The organism is Candidatus Accumulibacter propinquus (genome assembly GCF_056856495.1).
Genome location: NZ_JBSEHC010000003.1, coordinates 1,784,060 through 1,807,454 on the forward strand (window position 1 = coordinate 1,784,060; position 23,395 = coordinate 1,807,454).

A 23,395-nucleotide genomic window follows, 5' to 3' on the forward strand; every position below is an offset into this window, starting at 1 on the left:
GGTCATGAGAATTGCTTATCTGGAAGACGACGGCGATGTTGCGGCAACCGTCAGTGGCTGGTTGCGGGCCGCCGGCTACGACGTCGAGTGCTTTGTCAGCGGCGCAGAATGCGCGCATGCCGTCGAAAGCCGGTGTTTCGATGTCTGCCTTTTCGACTGGATCGTGCCCGACCTGTCGGGTCGGGAAGTGCTTGCACGCTTGCAGATCAAACTGCGCCGTGCCATGCCGGCGGTGATCTTTACGACCGGTCGCGACGCCGAAGAGGATGTGGTCGCGGTTCTCAACGCCGGTGCCGATGACTACATCGTCAAGCCCCTGTCGCGCGCGCTGCTGCTGGCTCGTCTGGAAGCCGTAACGCGGCGCCAGCGAGGGGTCGCTGGCGGCTCGCTCAGACAGGATTTCGGCCGACTGCGCGTCGATCATGCCCGGCGGCAGATCGTCCTCGACGAGCAGTTGGTCGCGCTCACCGAGCGCGAAACCGACCTGGCCCTGTACCTGTTTCAGAATGTCGGTCGCGCGCTGGGTCGGGAGCATCTGATCCAGGTGGTGTGGTCGCTGACCCCGGACGTCGATACGCGCACCGTCGACGTGCATGCCAGCAGCCTGCGGCGCAAGTTGCGGCTGAATCCGGAATACGGCTGGCGACTGGTCTCGATTTACGGCCACGGTTACCGCCTTGAGCGAGAAAGAAGTCCTGCGTGAAAGTCATTGCCTTGTACAAGCTGCTGCTCGTCGTGCTCCTCAGCGTTGCGTTGCCGGTTGCCGCCGCGCCACCGCTCGGTCGTGACAACATGCCGGCCTGGCGCTATACGGTCAGGCCGGGCGACACGCTGATCAACATTGCCGAGCGCCACTTGACCGATGTCGGGTATTGGCCGGCGGTCCAGAAGGCCAACCAGGTCGATGACCCCTACCGGTTGCTGCCGGGAACGGTGTTGCGCATTCCGGCATCGATGCTGCGCCGGGTACCGGCGGCGGTGACGGTGGAAACCCGCAACGGCGCGGTGCGTTGGCGCACGGCAACCGGCGACTGGCAGGAGGCGTCCGAGGGGCAGCGGCTGGCTGCGGGCAGTACGCTGGAAACACTGGACAACGCCAGCGCCTTGCTGCGCCTGGCGGATGGCAGCAGGTTGCTGCTGTCGGCCAATTCGCAGATCGTCTTCGATGCCCTCGGTGCTTTTGCCGGCGGACTGATGGTCGACACGCGCCTGCGTCTGCAGCGAGGGCAGGGCGACATCACCGCCAATCCGGCGCGGCGTGCCAACCAGCACCTGCAAATCCAGACCCCGGCAGCGCAGGTGGTGGTGCGCGGTACGCACTTCCGCGTTGGTGTCGAGAGCAACGTGACCCGGGAAGAAACCCTGTTCGGGCTGGTCGGCGTCAGTGGTGCGGGTCGGGGCGTGAGTGTGCCTCGGGGACGTGGGACGATCGCTCGCGTCGGCGAATCGCCGATCAAGCCCGTGCCCTTGCTGGGTGCGCCGGATGTGTCCGCCTTGCCGACACGTTTCGAGTACCTGCCGTTGCGTTTTCCGATGCCGCGCCTGCCGGGGGCGGCAGCATGGATCGCTGAGGTCGCACCCGACCCGTCGTTTACTCGCATCGTGCTCAGCAGGAGCGGGCGAGGCGACGCACTGACTTTTCCCGATCTGCCCAACGGCGAGCATGTGTTGCGTTTGCGGGCCATCGACTTGAACGGCCTGCAAGGGATCGACGCCCTGCACCGCTTCGTTGTCTTCGCCCGCCCCTTTCCGCCCGGCCTGAACAGCCCCGGCGATTCGGCGACCGTCCGCAGCGCCCGTCCGCCGTTTGCCTGGACCAGCCAGCAGGGCGTCGGCGGCTATCGCCTGCAGGTTGCGGCTGCGCCCGACTTTGCCATGCCCCTGCACGTTGCGAGCACGACCCTGAACTCTTGGGAAGTGCCCGCCGATTTACCGCCCGGCAAACTCTACTGGCGGGCAGCCAGCGTTGACGAGCAAGGGCAGCAGGGGCCGTGGAGCCTCGCTGCCGAATTTACCTACAAGCCGGGCCCGGGTCCGGTGGATCTCGGGCGGGCGGCAGTCGAGTTTCAATCCGAGGTCCTCCGCCTCAACCTGCCGCCGGCGCCGGAAGGGCTGGTATACGAGGCGCTGCTGTCGCCCGACCCGGAATTGCGCGAGGTGGTGGCGCAGGCGCAAGCGAGTGACGGGGCGCTACTTCTGCCACGCCCGGACGCCGGCAGCTATTACCTCGGGATCCGCCTGCTCGATCGCAGCGACAACACGCCCGGGCCGCTCGCGGTGCAGAAGACTGAGGTTCCGTATAGCCGCTTGTGGCTGTTGTTGTTGCTGCTGCCTGTGGTCGCCTTGTAAGCCGCTGCGTCCGGCATCGGCTGCTGCGCGTGTTCGGTTCGCTGGCCGTCACCCGCTACCTGCGCAGCGAAGCGCTGCGCGTTGCCTTGTTGCTGGCGTTGATCGCCGTGTCGATCAGCGGCAGTGGTCTGCTGGTCAGGATCGATCATCTGATTTTCGATGTCGGGCAGCGCCTGAACCGGCGTGCAGTGCCCGGCGATGTGCTGATCATCGCCATCGACGAAGACAGTCTCGACCGGATCGGCCGCTGGCCGTGGCCGCGCGACCAGCACGCCCGCCTGCTGCAGGCGCTCTGCGCGAGCAGGCCGGCCGCGATTGCCGTGGACATTGCGTTCAGCGAACCGAGTAGCGATCCCCTGGCCGACGCCGTGCTTGCCAAGGCCCTGGCGGATTGCGGCAATGTGGTGCTGCCGCTGGTCATTGAAGCGACTCGCGTCGGCGGGCAGTTGCTCGAGTCGCCACCCATTCCGCGACTGGCCGCGGTTGCCGTCGGCATCGGGCGGACCGCGGTGCGTCTCGACGAGGATGGCATCGCCCGAGCCGTTGATCTGCGCGAGGGCGTCGGAGCAGCGACCTGGCCTTTGCTGGCCGAGGAGGCCTTGCGCGTCGCTCGCCAGTTGCCGGCACAAGCCAACGCTATTGCGGCGCCGGTCACGCCGCTGGTGGCGAGGCATGAGCTGCTGCGCGACCAGAGTAGACGCATCGAGTTCGTCGGTCCACCCGGCACGGTGCCGCGCCTTTCGTACGTCAACCTGCTCGAAGGACAAATCGCATCGGCGGTGTTCGCCGACAAGATCGTTCTCGTCGGGGCCACCGCCATCGGCCTGGGCGATTTCCTGCCGACACCGGTGTCGGCCCTCGGGCAGCCGATGCCCGGCGTCGAAGTGCTGGCCAACATTCTCATTTCCATGCGTGACGGGCGTCTGATCAGCATTTTGCCGATGGCGCCGACGTTGCTGCTGGCGGCGCTGCTGGCCGGTGTTCCCATGCTCTGGCTGCGGCGCCTGATGCCGCTTCCCGGATTGCTGGCGAGCTCGGCCTGGGTTCTCGTCCTGGGCGCTGCCTGTGCCCTGCTGCCCGGCGTTGCCCAACTCTGGTTTGCACCAGCGGGTGCCCTGTTCGCCGCCCTGTTCGCCTTTCCGCTGTGGAGTTGGCGAAGACTCGAAGCGGCGCGTCGCCACCTGGACCAGGAGCTGCGGCAGTTGCGGGCCATTCTTCCCGAAAGTCAGGCGACGCAAGCCTTCCCGGCCGAAATCCGACGACTGGATTTCGAGCAGCGGATTGCCTGGGTACAGGCGGCGCAGCGCAGCATGCAGGCTCTCGAAGCGCAGCGCAACGAGGCGCTGGCATTTATCTCCCACGATCTGCGCACGCCCCTGGCCAGCGCGGTCAGCCAGCTCGAAAGTCCCGACGGGTGCGCTCCGGAAAACCTGCTGCCATCGTTGCGCCGGGCGTTGGGCATGGCGCAGGCTTTCCTGTGGCTGGCGCGCGCCGAGGCCCTGGAACGCCGTCAGATGAAGGAACTCGAACTGACGGCGGTACTTGAACAGGCGGCAGACGAGCTGTACGCGCTGGCCAGGCAGCGGCAGGTGTCACTCGTGCGGCAACTGCCGGAGGCACCGGTGTGGATCACCGGCGACTTCCAGTCACTCGAACGCTGCGCCATCAACCTCTTGCACAACGCGCTGACCTATGCGCCGACGGGAACGCAGGTCAGTATCGGGATCGATTTGCCGGCAGCCGGCGAAGTCACCTTCTGGGTGGCCAATGCCGGGCCGCCGCTATCGGGCGAGCAGGTCGACAGGCTCTTTCAGCGCTTCAGCCGGGGCGACCAAATGGCCGAAAATCCATCGGGCACCGGCCTTGGGCTGTATTTCGTACGCACCGTTGCCGAGCGTCACGGCGGGGAGGCCGGCGTGACCTGTGCGGCCGGCACGGTCCGGTTCTGGGTGAGACTGGCGGCCGCCGGCGTCGCGGCCAACCACAGTGCACCCTGAGCCTGCGGGTGACATCGGTGCCAGTGTTGCCCGTTCTTTTGCTAAGCTGTCGTGTTGGAGCCTGATCCGCGGCAATGGGCGATAATGGTCGCGCGCAAGGGCACTGTGCCGGTGAAGCGGTGTCCATGCAGCACACAGAGGGAAATGGCCGATGGGAAGGGAGATTGGCAGCAGCGGCTTCACGGCGGACGACTTCGCACGTTTCCACCAGCGGCTGGCGCTCGAGACGCGGCATGCCCACGCGGCTTACGCGCGCGGGGACTTCGCCGACGCCGGACTGGTCGCCGGCTTCGAGCTTGAGGCCTGGCTGATCGACGACCAGTTGTCGCCGGTACCGCGCAATGTGTCGTTCCTGGAGCGCCTGGCCAGTCCGCTGGTGGTGCCCGAACTATCGCGTTTCAACGTCGAACTCAATGGCACCCCGCAACCCTTGCGGGACCGGGCGCTGTCGAGGCTCGAAAGCGAACTGACCGCGACCTGGCAGCAGTGCCTGCGTGTCGCGCGTGACGAAGAGTCGGCGTTGATCGCCATCGGCACGCTGCCGACAGTCCGCGAGACCGATCTCTCATTGGCCAGCATGTCTCCGTCGAAGCGTTACGCCATGCTCAACGAGCAGATTCTGGTGCTGCGTGGCGGTCGGCCCCTGACTCTGGATATCTCCGGTATCGACAGCTTGTGCACGACGCATGCCGACGTGATGCTGGAGGCGGCGACAACGTCCTTTCAGGTCCATTTGCAGACCCCCGCCGGCGAGGCGGCGCGCACCTACAATGCCTCGCTGCTGCTGGCTGCCCCGCTGGTCGCGCTGGCTGCCAATTCACCTTTCCTGTTCGAACGGGCGCTCTGGCACGAGACGCGCATCCCGCTCTTCGAACAGGCCGTCGATTGCTGTGATCCGGAGCATCCCGAGCACCTGCGCGTCACTTTTGGGTCGGGTTACCTGGATGCCGACCCGACCGCCTGTTTTGCCGAGAACCTGTCGTCCTATACGGTGTTGCTGCCCTTTGCCGTGCCCAGCCCGATACAGTCCTACGCCCATCTGCGCCTGCACAACGGAACCATCTGGCGCTGGAATCGCATGCTGATCGGCTTCGACGACAAGGATCAGCCGCACTTGCGCGTCGAGCAGCGGGTGATGCCCGCCGGACCCAGCATCGTCGACATGATCGCCAATGCGGCGTTTTATTACGGCGCGGTGTGCATGCTGGCCCGGCAGCAGGTGGCGCCGGAGTCGCAGTTGCCCTTCGCGGTCGCGCGCGAGAATTTCTACCGCGCCGCGCGGGCGGGTCTCGGTGCGCGCCTGGTCTGGTTCGACGGTCGGGAGGTAAGCGCCGTCGACCTGCTTGAACGCCAGTTGTTGCCGCTGGCGCGCGAAGGCTTGATGCGGCTCGAACTCGACGCTGCCGACGTCGCGCGGTACCTGCAGGTGATCGCCGGACGTTTGCGTAGCCGTCAGAACGGGGCGGCCTGGCAACTGGCGCACTACGCGAAACACCGCGACTTCTTCCGGCTCACCGCCGACTATCTTGAGCATCAGCGCCGTCTCGTGCCCGTGCATGAGTGGACCTTATGAGCGTTTTCCCTTCATGCTGACCGTACTCGACACCCTGCCGGCACACTTTCTCGATACCCCTGCCCGCGAACTCCATCGCCTGCTGCCCGGTCCGACGCTGATTCACCTGCCTGGACGTCGCCAGCCGCCGCTGTTCGTCTCGGTGCTGCTGCACGGCAACGAAGACAGCGGCGTGGTGGCCCTGCAGAGCGTGTTGCGGACATACGCCGGTCGCCCGCTGCCGCGAGCCCTGTCGATCCTGGTCGGCAATGTAGCAGCGGCGGCAGAGGGGCTGCGCCGTCTTGACAATCAGCCCGACTACAACCGGGTCTGGCCGGGTGGCGAGGCGTACGCCGGTTCGCGGGAATGTGCCGCGATGGGCGAGGTGCATCGCATGATGCAGGCGCGCGGTGTCTTTGCCAGCATCGACGTGCACAACAACACCGGCATCAATCCGCATTACTGCGTGGTGAATCGTCTTGATCAGGCCGTGTTGCACCTGGCGCTCCTGTTTTCCCGCACCGTCGTCTGGTTTCGCGGCCTGGCGGGCACGCAGACGACGGCGTTTTCGCCGTTTTGCCCTTCTCTGACCGTGGAATGCGGCAAGCCCGGAAAATCGACCAACGAGGAGCACGCGGCGCGTTTCATCGAGGCCTGTCTGCATCTGGCAACGTTCCCCGTACACGCTGTGCGTGGCGACGACATCGACCTCTACCATACGGTAGCGACGGTGCGCGTACCGACCGCGGTCTCGTTCGGCTTTGGCGATGCGCGCGCAGACGTCGATTTCGATCCGCAGCTCGACCACATGAACTTCCGGCAACTCGATCCCGGCACGGTATTCGGACGGACGCAACTGGAACTGCCGATCGACGTCCGCGATGAAAGCGGGTGTGACATAGCGCACGAGTTCTTTGCCTGCGGCGGGGGTACCATCCGCCTGCGGCGCGCGGCAACGCCGGCGATGCTGACTCTCGATGCGCGCGTGGTGCGCCAGGACTGCCTGTGCTACCTGATGGAGCGATTGCCCTTGCCGCGGCACGAAAAAGCCGCCAGGGAATTGTGCGCAAGCCTGTAGCAAGTGAGGAGAACGCGGTGCCTAGTGATGGTGGAGAGGATAGGCAGCTTACTTTGACCAGGAGGTGCGGTGTACTTCGCACGGCCAGGTCCTGGCGGGCGATCCTGGTCGTGATCCTGGCGGCCTTCCTGCCAGGCTCGGCAGTTCTGGCGGACAGTTCCGGCGATCAACTGGCGGCCTACTACGACCGGCAGATGGCGATCAGGGGTGGTATCGCCTATGGCTGGATCGGCAGCGATCGGCCGACGCCGATGATTTCCGACGTGCTTCAGGTGGGAGTGAGCAAGGACGCCTACTATGCCCTGCGCCGGGACGGCAGCCTGCTGACCTGGACGGCATCGCCGGCCAGCGCCACCCTGCTGATGCGCGACGTGCTCAGCTTCGCCGCCGGCAATTCGGGTTGGCTGGCGATCAACCGGACCCGCAGCCTATGGCAGGGCAGCGGCAGGGAGCCGCCGCGCAAGATTGCCGAAAGAGTGATCGCCGCCGCGGTCGGCGACGGAACCGACTACTACATTACACAGGCTGGCGAACTCTATGTGCGCGGCCTGGCCAATCGGGGTCAGTATGGCGATGGTCGTCTGCTGGCGGCCGGCGAGTTCGTCAAGACCGCGTCGCAGGTTGTTGCCGTCAGGGCGCATACCGGTCACGCGCTGTACCTGGCGAGCAGCGGCGAAGTGTTCGGGACCGGCGGCAACGTCAATGGCCCGCTGTCAAGGCATGGACTGGGTGACAAGGCGACCAGTTGGGGCCGCATCTTCACCGGCGCCAAGGGGGTTGCCACCGGCGCCGCGCATTCGGTGGCGATTCGCGAGGACGGCACCTTGTGGGCCTGGGGTAGCGGTTTCGCCGTCGAGCCGACGAAGATCGCCGAACAGGTCGTCACCGTAGCGGCGGGCAATGGCTCGACGATGGCACTCTCTGCCGACGGCAAGCTTTGGGCCTGGGATGGTGGCCGCGGGCCTCGCCAGATCGTTCTCGATCGCTGACCGGGGGTCTGGGGCGCAGGCGGTGAGACCTGCATCGGCAAATCCTAGCCGCCCAGGACGCGGTTCTTTCCGGTTCGTTTGGCCAGGTACATGGCCTGATCCGCCCGTCCGATGGCATCTTCGCCAGACTCGTCCGACGTCAACTGGGTGACCCCGGCGCTGAAGGTAATCAGGATCCTTTCATTGCCGGTCAGGAAGAAGTTCTTGGTGAGTTCTCGCTGCAGGCGCTTCATCGTCTCGATGCCCTCTTGCTGGCGGGTATCCGGCATCAGTATGACGAATTCCTCGCCACCGTAGCGTGCCAGGGTGTCGATCGGACGCATGTAGTGGCGGACGACATTGACCAGGTGGACAAGCGCCTCGTCGCCCGTTGCGTGGCCCAGCCGGTCGTTGATCTTCTTGAAATTGTCGACGTCGAGCAGGGAAATGCACAGGGGGGAATCCTTGCGTTGCATGCTGGCGATTTCGCGCGCCAGCGCTTCGGCTAGCCCCCTGCGGTTCAGCGCGTCGGTCAAGGGGTCGTGGCGGGCAGAAGCGCTCGCGTGGTGCAGTTCCTCGTGCAGCTTGGCGAGTTCGGCGTCAGTGGTGAGGACCTTTTCCTGGAGTTCTTCCAGTTGATCACGGGCGGACGCGGTGTCCTGGGCCATTGCGCGGGTGGCATCGATCACCCGTTGCAGCAGTGGCGTCAGGTCTTCGAGCGTGTGCACTTCGGAAATCTCGCTGGCGCTCTGTTCGAGGTTGTTCTGGAAGTCGGTGCTGGAGTGATTCATCGCTGTCAGTTGATCAATGAATGCTGACAGCATTTGGCGCATTGCTTCCTGGGCTTCCAGGGTGCGGGTCTTCGCGTCGTGCTGCCTGTCGATGACCTCCTGCAGGCGTCGCTCGGCGTCGTCCAGTCGACGCAAACTCAGAGGCGGGGCCACCGCCCGGACCAGCGAGTCGATCTGCCCCTGGATGCATTGCTGGTCCAGGGTCAGTTCGCCGATGTTTTCGATGATCAGATGCAGCAGCTTGAGCAGCAGTTCCTTGATTTCCACCTGCTCTTCGGCGGCCAGCGAGGCCCTTTGGCTGAAACCGGTGAGCAGGCCCAGCAGCGCCTGGATGTCCACTGCCGGGCCCTGCAACGTTTGCAGCAGCGTACGCGCCTGGCCGAACAACCACTCGTCTTCGCTGCCCAGCGCAGGCAGCAGATCCTCGATCAGGCGCCGGATCCTGGCCAGCAGCTCGGTGGTCAGTTCGCTGGCCTTGTTATCGGGTTGAGCCTTCGCCGCAGAAGTGCCGTTGGCCGTGCTGGCTAGAACGAGCAAAGTCTCCTGGACAGCCAGCCAACTGCGGTTGCCGATGGCGGTTTCAAAGCGCTCCAGATGCTGCGTCAGAGCCGGGTAATTGACCCGCAGCGCCATTGCGATCTGACGCAACTGTGCTTCCGGGAAGCCCGCCACATTGGGCAGCTTGGCGACTTCGTTGTAGCAGGCCTGGTAGTTTGCCGGAGTGGGCGACAGTTTGCGAAGCGTCAGTTGCTTGAGCGCTTCGCGGGCAATGTCGGTGGGGTTGCTGGTTTCGATCATCGGAGCAGCATTGAGAGTCAGGAAAACGTTTATCCTCACGTTGGAGAAGGCCGCGCCGGACTCATCACTGACTCCATTCTTGCAGTCGAGGCGACATCAGTGTACTGCCATGGGAGCGTGCCGTGTGGTAAATCTACAGCCCGGCGCCCGGCAGGACTCAAGGCCGCGGGATTTGAGCCGGCCTGCTCCGGTAGAATAGGGCGAAAGATTCGGGTTGAACATGGGCAGACTGCTGTTGGCACCGATGGAGGGGCTGGTCGATGACGTCTTGCGCGACGTGTTGACGCGTCTGGGCGCCTACGATCTGGCGGTGAGCGAGTTTCTGCGTGTTTCGGGCAGCGTGCTGCCGGTACGAAGCTTTCGCCGAATCTGCCCCGAACTCGGCCGCGGCAGCCGCACCGACGCCGGCACACCGGTGGTCGTCCAGCTTCTCGGCAGTGACCCGGCCTGTCTGGCCGACAATGCGGCGCAGTTGGTCGAACTCTCTCCGGCCGGGATCGACCTGAACTTCGGGTGCCCGGCGCCGACGGTGAATCGCCACGGCGGTGGTGCGACGTTGCTCGCCGATCCGGAGCAACTGTTCCGTATCGTCGCTGCGGTACGGCGCGTGGTGCCCACCGTAATCCCATTCACCGCCAAGATGCGACTCGGCGTGCGCGACACGGCGAGGACCCTCGACTGTGCGCGGGCTCTGGCCGCCGGAGGAATCGTGTCGCTGGTCGTGCATGCGCGTACTCGGGACGAAGGCTACCGGCCGCCGGCTCACTGGGAATGGGTGGCGCGCATCAAGGATGTCGTGCAGCAACCGGTGACTGCCAACGGTGAAGTCTGGACGACGGCGGACCATGCCCGTTGCTGCGCGGTCAGTGGCACTCCGGATGTGATGCTCGGGCGCGGGGCGGTCGCCGATCCGTTTCTTGCACGGCGTATTCGCGCGCTGGCGGCGGGTCAGGCGATCGACAGTGATCGCTCGCTGGATTGGTTGCTGTTGCAGCCCTTGCTGGCGTCTTACTGGCAACAGGTCTGTGGCAAGGTTTCGCCGCGACAGGCGCCGGGTCGCCTCAAATTGTGGCTGGGATCGCTGCGGCGCAACTTTGTCGAAGCCGAAGCGCTGTTCATCGCCGTGCGTGCGCTGCGCGGGGTCGAAGAAGTCTCGCGCGTACTCCGGAGGCATGGCGTTCCCGTCGTGCCGGCGGCTGGCTAAGCCGCGCTCGATGTTCGGCAACTCGCGCGTTCCCGAGAGCGTGCAGGGCGACATCCACCCGCATCTGGCGACCCTGCTCGACCGGCATGCCGGCGCACCTTTCCGCAAGCCCTATGCCGACTACAATCGTGCGGCGTTTGCGGGCAGCCTCGAACGTTGGCAGCGCACGGCTGCCGGATCACCGGTCATTCTCGATTCGGGCTGTGGCGTGGGGGAGAGCAGCCTGTATTTGGCCAGGAACTTCCCCGACCACTACGTGATCGGCGTCGATCAGTCGGCATCGCGCCTGGCGCGCGGCAGGCGTAGCGCTGCGCAGTGGCCGCCGAATCTCGATCTGGTGCGCGCCGATATGGTCGACTACTGGCGTCTGCTGCGCGAGGCGGGCATCCGGCTCGATCGACATTATCTGCTTTACCCGAACCCCTGGCCGAAGGCCAGCCAGGTGAGTCGCCGCTGGCACGGGCACCCGGTCTTTCCGTCCCTGCTCGACCTGGGCGGGGTGCTGGAGTGCCGCAGCAACTGGGCGATCTACCTGGCGGAGTTCTGTTTCGCAGTGCGGCGAATGACGCAGCGCCCGGCAGTTGCCGAATCGTATGCGCCGGATGCCGCGATGACGCCCTTCGAGCGCAAGTACCTGGCTTCCGGCCATCGGCTTTTTCGTATGGTCGTCGATCTGGCTTGAGAGCAGGCCAAGTTTTCGGCTTGCAGGCCGGAGCGTAACGGGGCCGAGAGCCTGTGGTTTGCCAAAGGGCTATACACAGTGTCGTTGTGAAGACCGCCAAAACCGTCGTAAAATGTCGGCTGCGCGGGCGTCGTATAATGGCAATACCCTAGCTTCCCAAGCTAGAGCCGAGGGTTCGATTCCCTTCGCCCGCTCCATCTGGTTTCAAATCAGCGGATTCCGCGCAGATGGATGCCGGGATTCGGGTTCTTTCCCATGATCGGGATAAGCTCTTGAAACGCAGGAAAAGCGTTCGGGCCTACGGTCTCCCTTCCCGCTGGCGAATCGGCACGGTGCTGTTGTTGCTGATTCTCGCCTGTCTGCTGCCGGGAATACTCGGTGTCGCGGTGTTGTTCGCGCGTGAGTACCTGAACGGCCGTGCCCAACTCGAAAGGGACATGATAGCCACGGCGCGTGCGATGGTTCAGTCCGTCGACACGCAATTGTTCAAGGCCAGGATCACGGGCCAGGTCCTCTCCACATCCGCTGCGCTTTCCCGGAATGATCTGGAAGGATTCCATCGACGGGCACGCGAGGTCATCGCAACGACCCGGGTGGGTATGAATTTCGTGCTGACCAACGAGAGTGGCCAGCAACTGGTGAACACGTTGCGGGAGTTTGGTGAACCCCTGCCGCGTCACGGCAATCCGGAGATTCCCCGGCGTGTCTTCGCCACCGGACTGCCGGAGATTTCGGAAATCTACATTGGCGGGGTGCTGCGCAAGCCCGTGATAAGCATTGACGTGCCGGTGATGGACAACGACCGGGTAAGGTATGTCCTGAGCGTTGGGGTGTCGCTGGATGACTTCAACGCCATTCTCGCCGCGCAACACTTTCCGCCGGGTTGGGTCTCGGCAATATTCGACAACACCGGCACCATCGCCGCCAGCACGCACGCGCCCGAAGCGTTCGTCGGCCAGAAGGGAACGGTCGAGTATATCCAGCGTATCAGCGAGTCACTGGAAGGCTCGATGCAAACCGTCACCCGCGAAGGAATTCCGACCCAGTCGGTCTGGAGCCGTTCATCGGTCACCGGTTGGAGCGTCGGCATCGGCATTCCGCGAGAAATTCTGGAAAAGGATTTGATCCGCACCATGACCTGGCTAGCTGCAGGCTTGGCGATTTTGCTCGTCGTTGGGCTGGCTTTGGCATGGCTGGCGGGCCGGAGAATAGCCGGATCGGTGCGCGCCCTGACCGAGCCGGCGATCGCCTTGGGGAAAGGGCTGTCGGTGCCGGTTCCCGAGGTATCCATCGAGGAATCGGCCGAGGTCGCTGTCGCACTCCGCCAGGCCGGGGAACTGTTGGCAGCACGTACCACCTCTTTGGTGGCCGCCAATCAGGAACTCGAACAACTTGCCCGGGTGGACGCACTCACCGGCCTGCAGAACCGTAACTCTGCCAATGAGCGACTGCGCCAGGAATTTCTGCGCTTGAAGCGATCGGGCCATCTTTATGTCGTCCTGTTCATGGATATCGATTACTTCAAGGCGATCAATGATACCTATGGCCACGACACTGGAGATCAGGTGCTGCGACATGTGGCGACCGTGCTCAAGGACACCTTGCGGGAGAGTGATTTCGTCGCCCGCTACGGTGGGGAGGAATTCCTCGCCGTCCTCCCGGAGACGAATGCCGAAGGCGCATTGCGTCTTGCCGAGACTGTCAGACAAACGGTTTCCAGGCATGCCTTCCCAGTGGCAGAGCGGGTGACGGTAAGCATCGGCGTCGCCATGGCGACGGACCAGGACAAGAACGAAGAAGTCGCGGTACGCCGGGCAGACACCGCACTCTATCAAGCCAAGGCGGACGGACGCAATGCGGTTCGCGGTTGCTGAGACGCTGTCCAGGAACCCGAGAATCAGCGGCGTAAGCGCTTCCAGATAAATTTTTCGAGTTAAGCCAGTATGCCTGCATACTGTCCGCTCCAACCTCCGGAATGCCTCGCCATGTCCCGCAGAGCCAAAAAGTTCACCCTTACAGCACAAGAGCGCCAGCAACTGACGCAGGTAGAGGAGCGAGGCAGTGACTGGCGCGAACGCCGGCGAGCCCGGACCGTACTTCTCCTGGCTGAAGGAGGGTCCCTTGACGGAGTGGCGAAACAGCAGAAGCTCCACAAGGAAACCGTAGCCAACCACAGGGATGCCTGGCTGGCCAGGGGGTTCATCGGGCTGCGCGACCTGCCGCGCAGTGGTGCCCCTCGCAAACTATCGGAAACGTATCAGCAGGTACTCTGCGCCTGGGCGACGGCTGATGCCTGTACGGCCCCCCAGTTGAGGGACCGCCTGTCAGAGGAACATGGCGTACAGGTGTCGGTGGGAGTGGTTCAGGCGGCCTTGAAAGAGAAGAACTATGTCTGGAAAAGGACCCGGCACAGTCTAAAAAAACGGGATGAGGCGAAATTTCGAGCAGCCCAGGTAGAAATAGATGAATTGCTTGAAAAAACAAAGCTTGGCGAACTCACTTTATCGTATATGGATGAAGCCGGCTTTGTGCAGACCCAGCCCAATCGGAGCGCCTGGACCGAGACAGGAGAGGTGCACCTCATCACGGCCGCGCGGGGAAAGCGTCTGAATGTGATGGCCGCGTTGATCTCGACGGGTGAATTGTTCACGGCCAAGTTCTGGGAGACAACGACCGCAGCTCTTTTTGGCGGCTTCCTCGGTCTCCTCCTGGAAAGCGTCGGCAGACCCCTGACGGTGATTCTGGACAATGCTTCCATCCACAAAGCGAAGGAAATCCAGCCCCTGTTGGCCCTGCTGAAAGAGAAGGGCCTCACGCTTTACTTCCTGCCACCCTACAGTCCGGAACTGAACCGCATCGAGAAGCTCTGGCACAAAATGAAGTACGAGTGGATGGCCTTCAAAGCACGGAACTCTGCCGGGCTTGAGGCTGACGTCGACAAAATTCTGGACGGTTTCGGCTCTCATTATCGAATGACTTTTTGCTAGGCGCTTAAACCGCCAAGGCCAGCTCGATCTTGTCGATATGTCCCAGTTGCAGGGCTTCCACCCGACAACCATTCTTCAGGACATGGAAGAAAATCTCTATATACCATCACGGATGCCGCTATAAATGTGGATGGAACGAGTGCGGCGCCGAAATTAAGTCGAGCCGCTCTATTGGGATTGGTGCGGTGGCTGGAGAGGCGAACTCGCCCTGAAATCCCGACTCGAAATGCTGTAGGGACTGATGATGCCTGCAGATCGGCGCCGTATGATCCGTCTGCTGAGTTCCTTGGTGCTACGCCAGTGGCCTTCAGTCCACGGTACGGAAGCCCAAAGTGATGGACAGCAAGAGCGCCATGTGGCCGTTGCTGAGCGAGAAGATCCGGAACGATCATCGGGACCGTCTCGCGGTGGTGTACGTTCGCCAGTCCACCTTGCAGCAACTGGTTCGACATCAGGAGTCGACCCGCTTGCAGTACGGACTGGTAGAGCGGGCAGTGGAACTGGGCTGGCCGCGCTCGCGAGTCGAAGTGATTGACGATGATCAGGGCAAATCGGGGGCCACTGCGGAAGGTCGGGTAGGCTTTCAGCGACTGGTGAGCGAGGTCAGCCTCAACCATGTCGGCATTGTGCTGGGCCTCGAGATGTCCCGCCTGGCGCGCTCATGCCGGGACTGGTATCAACTGCTGGAAGTCTGCGGACTGTTCGGGACCTTGATCGGCGATCTGGATGGCATTTATGATCCGAGCGATTACAACGACCGACTGCTACTGGGCTTGAAGGGGACGATGTCGGAAGCGGAGTTGCACGTGTTGAAGCAGCGCCTGCTGGCCGGCAAGCGCGCCAAGGCCACCCGGGGTGAACTCGGAATGCAGGTGCCGATCGGCTATGTGCGCCGGCCGTCGGGTGAAGTGATCAAGGATCCCGATGAGCAGGCGCAGACGGTGATCGGGCTGATCTTCGATCAATTCGAGCGTTGCGGCACTCTCAACGGGATGCTCCAGTATCTGGTCCGCCACCAGATCCAGCTTCCCTGTCGCGTGCGTACCGGGGTGAATCGAGGCGAGCTGGAATGGCATGCGCCGAACCGGGTGACGCTCTCGAATCTGCTGCACAACCCGCTCTACGCCGGCGCCTACGCCTATGGTCGTCGGCCAACGGATATCCGGCGCAAGCAACCCGGACGGCCGGCGACGGGCCGGCGGGTGGCGCCACGGGAGCAATGGGCCGTCCTGCTCAAGGATCACCTGCCGGCCTACATCAGCTGGGAACAATACGAGCGCCACCTGCGTCAGCTGGAAGCCAATGGCATCAAAGCTCAGGGCGCCATCCGGCATGGCCCTTCGCTCCTCTCGGGGCTGCTCGTGTGCGGGCGATGCGGACATCGCATGATGACCCGCTATAACAGCAGTGGCACCGGGCTGCGCTACGCCTGCGATACGATGGCGGCCAGCTACGGCCAGGCCCTTTGCCAATCGCTGGCTGGCCAGGCGCTCGATGACTTCATCACTGAGCAGGTCCTGGCAGCCCTGCAACCGGCCGCGCTGGAGATCAGCCTGAAGGCGCTCGAAGATCTCGAGAGCGAGCGGCAACAATTGCACCGGCACTGGCAGCAGCGCCTGGAACGTGCCCATTACCAGGCCGAGCGGGCATACCGGCAGTTCAATGCAGTCGAACCCGAGAACCGTTTGGTGGCCCGCACCCTGGAGCAGCAGTGGGAAGCCGCACTGACCGTCGAAGGCGAACTGCAGGCCGAGTATGCGCGCTTTGCCGCCGAACAACCGGCCACGCTCAGCGCGGCCGAACGTGAGGCCATCCGCCGACTCGCCTGCGACATTCCCGCCCTGTGGCACGCGCCCACGACGATGGCTGCCGATCGGCAGGCCATCATTCGGCAACTCGTGACGCGGGTAGTGGTCACCGTCCAGGGCGAGAGCGAACAGGTCGATGTCCAGGTGCATTGGATCGGCGGCCACGACACGCAGGCGACCCTCACCCGGCCGGTGGCCCGTCTCGACCAACTGAGCTATTACCCGCAGTTGATGGCGCGCGTGGCCGAGTTGCACGCCCAGGGTGAAAATGCCGCCGCCATTGCCCGTCGGCTGAACGCCGAAGATTGGCGCCCGGCCAAGCGCTGCGACACCTTCAACGCGCCCATGGTGCTCACGTTGCTCTTGCGCCAGGGTCTGCGCAGCCGCCAGTCCGCTTACGCGGGCATGATCGAAGAGGCGCAGGAAGAATTGACGCTGAATGAACTTGCCCGCCGTCTGAATGTCCCTCAGCCAACGCTGTATAGCTGGCTACGCCGAGGTCTACTGCAAGGCCGGCAGGTGATTCATGCCGACCATCCCCTCTGGCTCATTCAGGCCGACGAAGCAGAACTGGCCAGGCTAGGCGCGCTGCGAGCGAGTTCAAAGTCATGATGAACTTCACTCTTATGGAGGTTGTATGTCTGGTAAATGTCGATTTCCCACCGCGCGCGATACCAGTCGATCAACGTCACAACAGCTTCGAAGCCGTCGGCCTCGCGATTGGTAGCCAAGCGCCATTCGATGGGCTTGACGCCTTTGGGTGCCCCGATTTCCTGAGCAATCACGCAGGTCACGGTGAGCAGTCCGCCTTGGCCGTTGGGCAACTCGGCGCGACAGGCAAAGAGCCTCTGGCGCACGAGACGGGCGGCTTGCCCGCCACGCGCGGGCAGGAGGAATTCGATCTCGCCCAGCGCTTCGCCCGCGCGGACTTTTGCCCACAGTTTGCCGCCCGCAGGAAGACAGCGATTGTGTTGGGAACGGACCAGCCAATCGGCCGGCGTTTCCAGAGCCTGCGCCCGTTGCATCAGCCCAAGAATATCGGCTTCCCGGTCGGCCACGTAGACAAGACGGGTGCCGGGCATCGTGACGGCGGCTTCGGTCACCCGTTCGTAGCCTTCTATCCAGCGGGTGCTCTCGAGAATTCCCGGACGGTTTCCGTCTGCATCCTTGAATTCCCGTGCCCAGAGCCAGGCGTCAATGACCCCCAGCGGTTCCCGGTCCGGGGTCACGACATAGGTGGGATGCAGATACAAGCCGCGCTGAGCCTCGTAACTGAGTGGCCCCAGTCCCTCGATGGACTGGCCATTGAAGTCAAGTTCGGTGGTGTCCTGCAGACACAGGACCACAGGATGCTGGCGCATTCGGACGATGGTGCGGTCCATGTGCGGTGTCAGGATGTCTTCCCATCCGAGATCCTGCTTCTTCTCGCTGGCCTGATCGAAAAAGCGGTAGACCGCCTGCGTTTCGGCCCAGCCCGAACAGGCGCCCGGGATACTCGCCGTGGGTTTGTCGGCAAAATCGCTCGCGATCTTGATCAGTCGATTGGTCAGACGACCGTCTCCAAGTTCTGCTCCGCCAAATTCTTCTGCAGCCCACTTGTCCATGCACATCGCCCCACTCAAAGGGCGCACACCATACAGCATCCCGCACAGATGGCTGCGCGCGAGATCGAAAACGGTTGCGCAATCATCGCTCCACTACAGTCACGAAATCGGCGAAACATGCTCAATGAGTTGTGTGTAAAGGTATGCTTTTCAGGGGCTTCCGGGTCCCAATTCGACATTGACCCTGCTTGATGAAGGCTCATATACTCTCGTCTGTGCCGTTGGATTTCTTATCCTTTATCCTGGTTGGGGAGTGCGTATGTTTCTTTTTGCAAGCTTCCGTATCTCGCGCGCAATCAAGAGCATGGATTACGCTTTTTTGGAAGAGACTCTTCCGATACTTGTGGACCAAACCCTATTGGCCAAGCTTGTCCTTGAAGTCGAAAAGGAAGCGCTATGTTTAGCGGCCGTAGAGAAGCTTACCGATACGACCATCCTGGCCAAGGTCGTTGCCGAAGCCAAGAAGGCATCTGTTCGCAGCAATGCTGTGGACAAGATTACGGACCAGACGCTCTTAACCAAGGTCGCCGTCGAGGATAACAGTCCATCAGTTCGCAGCTGTGCCGTGAGAAAGCTCAACGATCAGCCGCTCCTCGCCAAGGTCGCCATCGAGGATAACAGCCCATCAGTTCGCAGCTGCGCGGTGAGAAAGCTCAACGATCAGGCGCTCCTCAACAAACTCGCCGTCGAGGACGATGACGTCTGTGTCCGCCAGGCTGCTGTAGAGAAGCTTACCAATCAAGAGCTTCTTGGCAAAATCGCCGTCGATGGCAGACCAGCGTCGGTTCGCACCAGCGCTATGGAAAGGCTTACCGACCAGGCACTCCTCGCCAAGATCGCCACCGCGGGCGGATCCGGCGATGTCCGAAGGGTCGCCACGAAAAAGCTCACCGACCACGCACTGCTCGCCAAGATTGCCATCGAGGACACAGACAGCGGTGTCCGCCAGATCGCCACGGAAAAGCTTACCGACCAGGCACTCCTCGCCAAGCTCGCCACCGAGGATGCAGACAGCGGTGTCCGAACAGCCGCCATGGAGAAGCTTACCGATCAGACCCTCCTCGCCAAGATCGCCACCGCGGGCGGATCCGGCGATGTCCGAAGGGTCGCCACGAAAAAGCTCACCGACCACGCACTGCTCGCCAAGATTGCCATCGAGGACACAGACAGCGGTGTCCGCCAGATCGCCACGGAAAAGCTTACCGACCAGGCACTCCTCGCCAAGATTGCCATCGAGCACACATGCGAGTATGTCCGAACAGCCGCCACGAAGAAGCTTACCGATCAGGCACTCCTCGCCAAGATTGCCATCGAGCACACATGCAAGTATGTCCGAACAGCCGCCACGGAGAAGCTTACCGACCAGACCCTCCTCGCCAAGCTCGCCACCGAGGATGCAGACAGCGGTGTCCGAACAGCCGCCATGGAGAAGCTTACCGATCAGGCACTCCTCGCCAAGATCGCCACCGAGGACACATACTTCTATGTCCGAAAAGTCGCCACGAAGAAGCTTACCGACCAGGCACTCCTCGCCAAGATTGCCATCGAGGACACAGATGACATTGTCCGAAAAGCCGCCACGGAGAAGCTTACCGATCAGACCCTCCTCGCCAAGATAGCCATCGAGGACACAGACAGCTATGTCAGAACAGCCGCCACGGAGAAGCTTACCGATCAGACCCTCCTCGCGACGATTGCCACCAAGGACAGCAACGACAGTGTCTCCAAGGCGGCCATGGGGAAGCTTACCGACCAGGCCCTCCTCGCCAAGATCGCCACCGAGGACACAGGCAGGTATATCCGAACAGTCGCCACGGAGAAGCTTACCGATCAGGCACTCCTCGCCAAGATCGCCACCGAGGACACATACAGCCTTCCCCGAACAGCCGCCACGGAGAAGCTTACCGATCAGGCACTCCTCGCCAAGATCGCCACCGAGGACACAGACAGCCTTCCCCGAACAGCCGCCACGAAGAGGCTTACCGATCAGACCCTCCTCGCCAAGATAGCCACCGAGGACACAGACAGCAATGTCCGCACAACCGCCACGAACAAGCTTACCGACCAGGCACTCCTCGCCAAGATCGCCATCGAGGACACAGACAGCTATGTCCGCAAGGCGGCCGTGGAGAAGCTCACCGGTCAAATCTTGCTTGCCAAGGTGTTCGCCGCCCACAGCGCAGCGCCTGGTTTTCGCAGCAGTCCCGTCGTTGAAAAACTCACTAATCTTACACTTGCCAAGTTAGCCGTCGAGGACAATAACAGCGAGGTCCGCAAGGCTGCCGCGGATAAGCTCACCGATCAGATCCTCCTCGCCAAGATCGCCACCGAGGACACAGACAGCCATGTCCGAACAGTCGCCACGAAGAAGCTTACCGACCAGGCACTCCTCGCCAAGGTTGCCATCAAGGACACAGACGGCCATGTCCGAACAGCCGCCACGAAGAAGCTTACCGACCAGGCACTCCTCGCCAAGGTTGCCGTCGAGGACACAGACAGCGAAGTCAGCAAGGCTGCCGTGGAGAAGCTTACGGACCCGACCCTTCTCTCCAAGGTCGCCATCGAAGCCAAAAACGACTATCCCCGAATATACGCCACGGATCGCCTTACGGATCAGACCCTCCTGGCCAAGATAGCCACCGAGGACACAGACGGCCATGTCCGAACAGCCGCCACGAATAAGCTTACCGACCAGGCACTCCTCGCCAAGATTGCCGTCGAGGACACAGACAGCGAAGTCCGCCAGATCGCCACGGAAAAGCTTACCGACCAGACCCTTCTCGCGACGATTGCCACCAAGGACAGCGACCACAGTGTCTCCAAGGCGGCCATGGGGAAGCTTACCGACCAGGCACTCCTCGCCAAGATTGCCGTCGAGGACACAGACAGCGAAGTCCGCCAGATCGCCACGGAAAAGCTTACCGACCAGACCCTTCTCGCGACGATTGCCACCAAGGACAGCGACCACAGTGTCTCCAAGGCGGCCATGGGGAAGCTTACCGACCAGGCCCTCCTCGCCAAGATCGCCACCGAGGACACAGACAGCGAAGTCCGCCAGATCGCCACGGAAAACCTTACCGATCAGACCCTGCTCGCGAGGATTGCCACCAAGGACAGGGACGCCAGTGTCCGCAAGGCGGCCTTAGAGCAGCTTACCGACCAGGATTTGCTCGCCAACATTGTCACCGTGCACACAGACAGAGAGGTCCGAATTGCCGCCATTGAAAAGCTTACCGATCAGACCCTGCTCGCGAGGATTGCCACCAACTACAAGGACGCCAGTGTCCGCAAGGCGGCTGTAGAGCAGCTTACCGACCAGGATTTACTCGAGAAGATTGTCATCGAGAGCAGAGACGACAACGTCCGCAAGGTGGCCAAACAGAAATTGCCTCCTGGAATGAGAGTGAGCAAGTACGATGTCCGCGCTAACGATCTTGTCTTGATGCCTACGCGGCATGGTCCTGACAAATGGGAGTATATTATTCGGGTCGTGAGGCCAGGAGTTGTCATTTGTCGGGGATATGATTTCCAAATTTCTTTGGAGAGTGCTACCTACCGAGTCCTACGAGAACAAGGATAAACGAAAATGAGTGAAGTAAAATGCAGATGTTACGCCAGTCGGTCAGATCTTGATAGAGCCTATGACTGCTTCAAAGGTCGCATAAATGGCTTGCTAGAAAAGAGAAAGTCTACAGGCGGTGTGATGTTCGGATACTGGCTGATCACAGATGGGTCAAGCGCAACCGACACGCTTGCAGCACAATTGGACGGGGTTCTACGCGGCCAAGGCGTCGAGTGGCATGATTACAGTATTACAGCATATTCCAATATCACGAGCCAGTCAGAAAGACTCTAGGGTGTATCTCTCGCACTGATGTCTGGCGAGGAGGAAAATGTACCACGGGAAAGGAAACATCCTTTCGGTAGTCGGCAACGACAAGCGTCCAGGCGGCATCGAAGCGGTCACTCTGCGCCAAAGCGCGAAAGGTGAGGATGGCGTGACCCCATCGATCGTCCAGCGCTGACCGAGGTCAAACTGGCAGAACCGGCAGGGTCGGGTTCACCATTCCAACATTCCTTCGGAGGCGTTGGTCCGCCACGAACGTGGGAGGGAGGCGCAGGGCCTCCGCACTCGGTTGTCATAGTGGTTTGAGACCAAGAATCCTGAGCCGAACGTCGTCGTCCCAAGCGGCGCATTTGCGCTTTAGGCGCAGGCTGGTCTTGGTTTTGTCGGCAGGAACTGAACTGGCGATTTGTCGCCGAGGGTGGAATGCCGCCGCTTCCGGTTGTAGAAGTCCTCGATGTACTCTAAGCTAGCGGCCTTTATGTCGGCGTGGGTTTCGTAGCGGACGCCATGCGCCCGTTCGTTCTTGAAGCTATTGAACCAGCCCTCCGTCGGCGCGTTGCGCCGGGCTTCGCCCTCTCGTCTATCGACTCGCGAAACGTCGCTTCGCTCGTTTTCCCAGCAATTGCCATTCCGGCTCATCGAGCAGGTCATGCCGTAGGCCCTGAGCTTCTCCTGAAAGACGTGACTGGCGTACTGGCTGCCCTGGTTCTTATCCTTTATCCTTCAGAAGGCTCGGGGTAAAGGGTTGCGCCCATGACTAGGGCGCGCGTCCCGCAGCCAGCAGGCATTGAGGCCACAACTGTATGGGCGTACAGTTGTGGCCTCTCGATTGCCCGACTCGTATCCCCATGTCTGCCGCCTGTGCCCCTGCTCGCACTGCCGTCTATCGCCGTCGCCGGCCCGAACGTACCGTGCTCTATCGCACCGTGCAGACGCACCTCGCCACTTGGCTCGAACTCTCCTGCGATAGCCGCCAGGGCGCTTCCGGCCCAGCCCATGTCGAACGTGAGTTCCGCCGGTATCTCGAATGCGGCATTCTCGCGCATGGCTTTGCCCGCGCTCGATGCGCCGAGTGCGGTCACGATTTTCTCATTGCCTACGCGTGCATTCGTGCAAGGGCCACGGTGTCTGTCCCGCTTGCAACACCCGGCGGATGGTCGAAACTGCCGCCCACCTGGCCGACCACGTTTTTCCGCGACTGCAGATCTGTCAGCGGGTGGTGTCGGTTCCCAAGCGGCTGCGTTATCACCTCGAAGAGGATCGGGCATTAGAGACGCTGGCGCTGCCGCTGTCCATTTTTCTGAGCGTCGTGGAACAAGTCTTCCGCCGCGCCTGACCGGCTGCGGGTCTCGATTCCCCGATCGGTGCGGTGGCCTTCATTCACCGCTTTGGCGCGCTGCTCAATCCGCATGAGCACTTCCACCGCATTGTCATCGAGGGCGTTTTCGAGGCTGACGCCTCGGGAACTGCGACGTTTCACAAAAGCCGTGCCCCCGAGCAGAAGTCACTCGATGACGTGCAGGCCAAGGTCCACCGCACCGGCGTCACGAGGTGCTGGCAACCAACACGCCACTGCGACCACAGGTCCGCTTTCGGCCGAACAGCAGTCGCCCAAGCAATGACGTTCTCGATCACCTCACCGTCCGCTCCTGTTAAGGGTTGTCTGATGCCTGCCCTGAAGTGAGACGGCGGTCGCATGCCTGAGAGCGGAGGGCAGGCGTCGGACAAGC

The 23,395-nt window shown here is 62.4% G+C and carries 16 protein-coding genes, 1 tRNA gene and 3 pseudogenes; 16 read left to right on the forward strand and 4 right to left on the reverse strand.

Annotation, left to right across the window (positions count from 1 at the left end; all coding sequences use genetic code 11):
• Positions 1 to 4: 4 nt before the first annotated feature.
• From AC15MQ_RS13985 to AC15MQ_RS14010, 6 genes are all read left to right on the forward strand, one after another.
• Positions 5 to 703, forward strand: coding sequence for a response regulator transcription factor (locus tag AC15MQ_RS13985; protein WP_483080427.1), 699 nt, complete (start codon positions 5 to 7; stop codon positions 701 to 703).
• A complete protein-coding gene (locus tag AC15MQ_RS13990) occupies positions 700 to 2,349 on the forward strand; it encodes a FecR family protein (protein ID WP_483080428.1) in 1,650 nt (549 codons plus the stop codon). The genes AC15MQ_RS13985 and AC15MQ_RS13990 overlap by 4 nt, the downstream gene beginning before the upstream one ends.
• A gap of 29 nt (positions 2,350 to 2,378) precedes the next feature.
• Positions 2,379 to 4,346 carry a CHASE2 domain-containing protein gene (locus tag AC15MQ_RS13995; protein WP_483080429.1) on the forward strand — a complete coding sequence of 656 codons (1,968 nt, stop codon included), beginning with the start codon at positions 2,379 to 2,381 and terminating at the stop codon, positions 4,344 to 4,346.
• Between the two features lie 151 nt (positions 4,347 to 4,497).
• Positions 4,498 to 5,919 carry a glutamate-cysteine ligase family protein gene (locus AC15MQ_RS14000; RefSeq protein WP_287652734.1) on the forward strand — a complete coding sequence of 474 codons (1,422 nt, stop codon included), beginning with the start codon at positions 4,498 to 4,500 and terminating at the stop codon, positions 5,917 to 5,919.
• The gene (locus AC15MQ_RS14005) at positions 5,903 to 6,976 is read left to right on the forward strand and encodes a M14 family metallopeptidase (RefSeq protein WP_353849979.1); all 1,074 of its coding nucleotides are present in this window, start codon (positions 5,903 to 5,905) and stop codon (positions 6,974 to 6,976) included. The genes AC15MQ_RS14000 and AC15MQ_RS14005 overlap by 17 nt, the downstream gene beginning before the upstream one ends.
• Positions 6,977 to 7,029: 53 nt before the next feature.
• The gene (locus tag AC15MQ_RS14010) at positions 7,030 to 7,965 is read left to right on the forward strand and encodes an RCC1 domain-containing protein (RefSeq protein ID WP_483080430.1); all 936 of its coding nucleotides are present in this window, start codon (positions 7,030 to 7,032) and stop codon (positions 7,963 to 7,965) included.
• A 44-nt stretch (positions 7,966 to 8,009) separates the two neighbouring features.
• On the opposite strand, the gene AC15MQ_RS14015 is transcribed toward AC15MQ_RS14010, so the two are convergent.
• Complete coding sequence (locus AC15MQ_RS14015; RefSeq protein WP_287652736.1) at positions 8,010 to 9,533, reverse strand: GGDEF domain-containing protein; 1,524 nt, start codon at positions 9,531 to 9,533, stop codon at positions 8,010 to 8,012.
• A 220-nt stretch (positions 9,534 to 9,753) separates the two neighbouring features.
• Between AC15MQ_RS14015 and AC15MQ_RS14020 the strand changes: the two genes are divergently transcribed.
• The 6 genes from AC15MQ_RS14020 to AC15MQ_RS14045 all read left to right on the forward strand — a co-directional run bounded on the left by AC15MQ_RS14020 (position 9,754) and on the right by AC15MQ_RS14045 (position 16,826).
• The gene (locus AC15MQ_RS14020) at positions 9,754 to 10,737 is read left to right on the forward strand and encodes a tRNA dihydrouridine synthase (protein ID WP_287652737.1); all 984 of its coding nucleotides are present in this window, start codon (positions 9,754 to 9,756) and stop codon (positions 10,735 to 10,737) included.
• Positions 10,738 to 10,747: 10 nt separating this feature from the next.
• On the forward strand, positions 10,748 to 11,419 hold the full coding sequence (trmB, locus tag AC15MQ_RS14025) for a tRNA (guanine(46)-N(7))-methyltransferase TrmB (protein WP_287669824.1): 672 nt from the start codon (positions 10,748 to 10,750) through the stop codon (positions 11,417 to 11,419).
• Positions 11,420 to 11,542: 123 nt separating this feature from the next.
• Positions 11,543 to 11,616: transfer RNA gene (locus tag AC15MQ_RS14030), tRNA-Gly, on the forward strand.
• A gap of 75 nt (positions 11,617 to 11,691) precedes the next feature.
• On the forward strand, positions 11,692 to 13,293 hold the full coding sequence (locus AC15MQ_RS14035; protein WP_483080431.1) for a sensor domain-containing diguanylate cyclase: 1,602 nt from the start codon (positions 11,692 to 11,694) through the stop codon (positions 13,291 to 13,293).
• A gap of 111 nt (positions 13,294 to 13,404) precedes the next feature.
• Positions 13,405 to 14,406, forward strand: coding sequence for an IS630 family transposase (locus tag AC15MQ_RS14040; RefSeq protein WP_483080432.1), 1,002 nt, complete (start codon positions 13,405 to 13,407; stop codon positions 14,404 to 14,406).
• A gap of 335 nt (positions 14,407 to 14,741) precedes the next feature.
• Complete coding sequence (locus AC15MQ_RS14045) at positions 14,742 to 16,826, forward strand: recombinase family protein (RefSeq protein WP_483080433.1); 2,085 nt, start codon at positions 14,742 to 14,744, stop codon at positions 16,824 to 16,826.
• Positions 16,827 to 16,858: 32 nt separating this feature from the next.
• On the opposite strand, the pseudogene AC15MQ_RS14050 reads toward AC15MQ_RS14045, so the two are convergent.
• Positions 16,859 to 17,836 (reverse strand): annotated as a pseudogene (locus AC15MQ_RS14050) (IS4 family transposase); the annotation flags it as partial.
• Between the two features lie 241 nt (positions 17,837 to 18,077).
• Between AC15MQ_RS14050 and AC15MQ_RS14055 the strand changes: the two are divergent.
• Both AC15MQ_RS14055 and AC15MQ_RS14060 read left to right on the forward strand, forming a co-directional pair.
• Positions 18,078 to 21,398 carry a hypothetical protein gene (locus AC15MQ_RS14055; RefSeq protein WP_483080434.1) on the forward strand — a complete coding sequence of 1,107 codons (3,321 nt, stop codon included), beginning with the start codon at positions 18,078 to 18,080 and terminating at the stop codon, positions 21,396 to 21,398.
• Between the two features lie 313 nt (positions 21,399 to 21,711).
• Positions 21,712 to 21,843 carry a hypothetical protein gene (locus AC15MQ_RS14060; protein ID WP_483080435.1) on the forward strand — a complete coding sequence of 44 codons (132 nt, stop codon included), beginning with the start codon at positions 21,712 to 21,714 and terminating at the stop codon, positions 21,841 to 21,843.
• Positions 21,844 to 21,957: 114 nt separating this feature from the next.
• Here AC15MQ_RS14060 and AC15MQ_RS14065 read toward each other — a convergent pair.
• Positions 21,958 to 22,077, reverse strand: a pseudogene (locus tag AC15MQ_RS14065) (ISAs1 family transposase); the annotation flags it as partial.
• Positions 22,023 to 22,373 (reverse strand): annotated as a pseudogene (locus tag AC15MQ_RS14070) (IS3 family transposase); the annotation flags it as partial. The pseudogenes AC15MQ_RS14065 and AC15MQ_RS14070, both read right to left, overlap by 55 nt.
• A 445-nt stretch (positions 22,374 to 22,818) precedes the next feature.
• On the opposite strand from AC15MQ_RS14070, the gene AC15MQ_RS14075 reads away from it, so the two are divergent.
• Positions 22,819 to 23,001: a hypothetical protein gene (locus tag AC15MQ_RS14075; RefSeq protein ID WP_483080436.1), complete on the forward strand. Its 183-nt coding sequence runs from the start codon at positions 22,819 to 22,821 to the stop codon at positions 22,999 to 23,001.
• A 33-nt stretch (positions 23,002 to 23,034) separates the two neighbouring features.
• Positions 23,035 to 23,349 carry a transposase gene (locus AC15MQ_RS14080; protein WP_483080437.1) on the forward strand — a complete coding sequence of 105 codons (315 nt, stop codon included), beginning with the start codon at positions 23,035 to 23,037 and terminating at the stop codon, positions 23,347 to 23,349.
• The last annotated feature ends 46 nt before the right edge of the window (positions 23,350 to 23,395 follow it).